At 34.7% G+C, this 3,872-nt stretch carries 4 protein-coding genes; all 4 read right to left on the reverse strand.

The genetic code is table 11. From position 1 onward, the window contains the following. Positions 1-115 precede the first annotated feature (115 nt). The gene (gene trxA / locus ACUVXA_RS17900; protein ID WP_445872649.1) at positions 116-523 is read right to left on the reverse strand and encodes a thioredoxin; all 408 of its coding nucleotides are present in this window, start codon (positions 521-523) and stop codon (positions 116-118) included. Between the two features lie 154 nt (positions 524-677). Beyond that, positions 678-1,475: a hypothetical protein gene (locus ACUVXA_RS17905; protein ID WP_445872650.1), complete on the reverse strand. Its 798-nt coding sequence runs from the start codon at positions 1,473-1,475 to the stop codon at positions 678-680. A 143-nt stretch (positions 1,476-1,618) separates the two neighbouring features. Next, positions 1,619-1,987, reverse strand: coding sequence for a helix-turn-helix domain-containing protein (locus ACUVXA_RS17910; RefSeq protein WP_445872651.1), 369 nt, complete (start codon positions 1,985-1,987; stop codon positions 1,619-1,621). A 198-nt stretch (positions 1,988-2,185) separates the two neighbouring features. Beyond that, positions 2,186-3,391 (reverse strand): phosphoserine phosphatase SerB, encoded by a 1,206-nt coding sequence (gene serB, locus ACUVXA_RS17915; protein WP_445872652.1) that lies wholly within the window; start codon positions 3,389-3,391, stop codon positions 2,186-2,188. Between the last annotated feature and the right edge of the window lie 481 nt (positions 3,392-3,872).

A 3,872-nucleotide genomic window follows, 5' to 3' on the forward strand; every position in this document is an offset into this window, starting at 1 on the left:
TTTTTAATATTTTAATTACTTATCCTGTACGCTAATTTTTTAAAAAATTCATCTTCAAATCCGCAGAGTATCTGTTACAAAATAATTAATCCAGTAAAAGGAGAAAAAAATAAATTTATACTTTGATTTGGTCTAAAAGCTTATAGAGCTGGTCATACCCGACAACACCTAAAAGGCGTTCCACAGGTTTACCTTCTTTAAAGATGATAAGCGTGGGTACAGCATTGATTCCAAAAGCGCGAGCAATACCTGGTTCCTCATCCACGTCAATCTTGCCAAAAATGATTTTACCAGCAAAATCGTTAGCTAGACGCTCAAATATAGGCGCTATTATGCGACAGGGCCCACACCACTGGGCTGAGTAATCTACTATAACTGGGAGTTTAGATGTTTTTATTATCTCTGTAAACCTTGCAGAATTCATATGAATAATCCCTGTTGGAAACTGAGGTTTGGATTGTTGCTCCATTAATTCTTTTAATTTTTTTTCGCGAATTTTTTTCAGTTCTGGATCTTCCTCCATATTTTTCCCTCTATTGATTTGATAAATATTTCATAATTGTTCAATTATCGGGAACAACTAATTACCAATTTAGGATTTAAATATTTTACGAATATTAATAGTCAGTTTTATAGCAATTATGACCTCCTTAAAGTAATTCCAAATTTTTCATTTTTTATCGGCGTCTTGTGAAACACCGATTAAATCCCCTGCTCATTTCTTTTTCATTTGAAAACCATGTAATAAGAGCCTTATTTAATTGGTAAATAGGCGCCCCACTAATAAATTTCTTCATTATACTCGCTTCTTCCTCATTATTAGTAAAAATTTCCGGTTTCCTTAAGAATATACCACAATGAACCGAGGGACTTATTATTCCCCCACCTTTCATCTCTGCGATTATAGCTCCAGAATTCTTTAGCCCAACACTTATACATCCCTCTTCTATAGATGATGCATTTATCATGTTGCAAATACCCTGATTTATCGCGTATTGAAGAATTTGAGACGTTTTTTCTGCATAGGTTGCCCCTATCTTGCTGAAATATTCTTTCACCAAGTTTAGCCAATTTTCATAAATTTGTTCTTCTTCAAATTTTTTAATTGCTAAAGAAACCACGCGCGGTATCTCATACATTTCTCCCGATGACGGCAGACTTAGTCTGTTTCCCCACGCTAGGCAATCTCCCTTAATCCCACCCACGGGAAAAAAGACATTCCAGTCCTCGCCCACTAGAAAAACATCATTCATTATTTCTTCTCGCGTATAATGGAGGGGCAGACCGCAGACAGAAACCACATCTTCCATAATTAGTCGAGATTTATCATAGCTGAAGAATCTTTGTTCGTAATACTGGCCCAATAACAATGAGACAATATATAAAACCTGTTTATAATCGTCATCCAGAACATTTTCAAGAATTTTATAGATATGCGGGAGATTTTTAATATAACAATTATTCTCATCTATCATTACCACAAACCTTTGAAATCACCATTTAGAAAAATATACATAAAATATTGGAACAGTAAAGTTTGCCCATTATAAGTATTGATTGAAGGGATATTAATTGTCAAGCTAATGTTTAGACTAGTTCTCCCGATTATTATTTAGCACTATTTTGGCTTTTTCCATCCCTCTTCTAGGAAGCGCACCATCTTTTCATACCACTGGTCTAAAGCTGCTCTTACCATTTTTTTAACTTCTGAAGCGGGCGCCGCTTCATATTCGTAGTAATAACCTCCCCTAGCTATACTCTTCGTTCTTCTCGTAGCTAAACCTTTGCTTATCAGATTCGTAAGAGATCTTTGAATTGTGCTTCGGTTCCTCTGTAGTTTATCCGCAATTTCTTGAACCTGCATGGATCCATCTAATAGAGTAAAATAGGTTTTTACTTCCAGTTCTCTAATTCCCAATGCACACTTTATTATATCCGTAGCTTCCAGTTTGCCTGCAGCTATCTGTGCCCTCATCTCTTCTAACATTATAATCACTGTTAAAACTTAAGGTGTATATTTAATAAATGTTGTGCGTTTAAGTGAACAACTATGAACATACGCACACTACTTATACAATCAGACCAAGAACAACAGAAAAATGAGTTTCTCCATAAAAAACTTGAAACATTTCTTTCTTAAAGTAAAACAGAGTATTTAGAAGAGTCTAGGTTCGAAATAATTCGTTTAACTGGTGTTAATATATTTTTTAAGTTCTTTTTCAGGCAGTCCTAGGGCGTAAAGTATGCTGAGAAGATTCTTTTGTGCAATGACACCATCGGCTACCTGTTTAAGAACCTGCTTAGCGTTAAAAGCAATACCTAGTCCAACATTATTTAGCATGAACTGATCGTTGGCACCATCTCCGACAGCGATTACCTCTTCTTTAGATATTCCCTCTATCTCGGAAATCCATTGGATTATGTCTGCCTTCTTTTCTCCGTCTATGATAGGCTCTTCCACTTCTCCAGTTAGGGCTCCGTTTTTTATTATCATTTTGTTTCCAAAGGCGTAATCTAGACCTAATTTTTCTTTTAGACGATCTGTGAAAAAGGTGAATCCCCCGCTAATGAGTGCGATCTTATAGCCCATTGATTTCAGAGAGTTTATGAGTTCTTCTGCTCCGGGAGTGAGATGCATGTTATTTGCTATTTCTTCTAGATGTTTTACTTCTAATCCTGCTAAGAGCTTAACTCGTTCTCGTACAGCTTGCACGAAATCGATTTCTCCTTCCATGGCCCTTTTGGTTATTTCTCTCACCTTTTCGCCCACGCCAGCAATCCTAGCTATCTCGTCAATGGTTTCTTCGTCTACTAGGGTAGAGTCCATATCAAATACCATAAGTTTTTTAGATTTTTGGAATACGTTTTCTCTCTGTAGAATAAAGCCTACACCCAAGTTTTCACACAGGTTTTGGAGTTCTATTCTTACGTTTTCTAGGGGGATTTGGAGGTCGCTAAGATCTACTAGCATTTCCATGGCAATTATTTCCCCTCTGGCAATCATACGGATTTTTTCGATGTTAATATTATGTTTTCCTAATAGTGTTGAAGTTTTTGCAACAATGCCCGGTCTATCTTTTCCTAAGATTGTTATGAGAGCTAATTCTTTTTCTGTTTTTCTTCTCCCCTCCAAGTAGGGTTCCACATTAACCTGAAGACCAACCTCTCTACCTTTTTTTTCTAATCGCTCCTTTAATTCCTCGGCAGAAATAGTTGCAGAACCAATATCGACAATCATAAACATGGCAAATAGGCCTCTAAGCACAGTTTCCTCAACATCAATTATATTTGCGTTAACCTCCGCTATCACATTGGTTAATCCTGATACTAGGCCAGGTTTATCTTGACCGATTGCAGTTATTATTATTAGTTTTGTTGGGTCACTTGACAATTATATATCCTCCGAATCGAGTGGCAGTATGGGAGAAATCATTATAATGGATACTATATTAAAAATTTAAGTTTATTACCCATATTACTGATAACAGCACTTGAAAAAATGTATAAAAAGATTTCTAGGAAATTTTTGGGAAAAGAGAGTTAACCATTTTTTATATCTATTAAATGGGGTTAAACTTTTCTACTTCTCTAGAATATTAGCATTTTTTGAAATAAAGATGGTTCGAAGATTTCTTATTAAAGTGACATTTAGTATTTAAATTTATGACAATTGAGATATATCTAATAATTAAAGATACTATTTGATAATATTTTATTTTGAAATTTGAGTATATTTTACAATGTGTATATGTGTATTTGAAATTTTTTATCTTTTTGTTTAACTTTTTTTCATTTTTTGTATATTATTTTATTTTTGGCATTGATTTCTATCCTTGGTTGGGTAGGTAAAAATAACTGTTTGTTTCTTATTT

This window comes from Candidatus Jordarchaeum sp. (assembly GCF_052745115.1).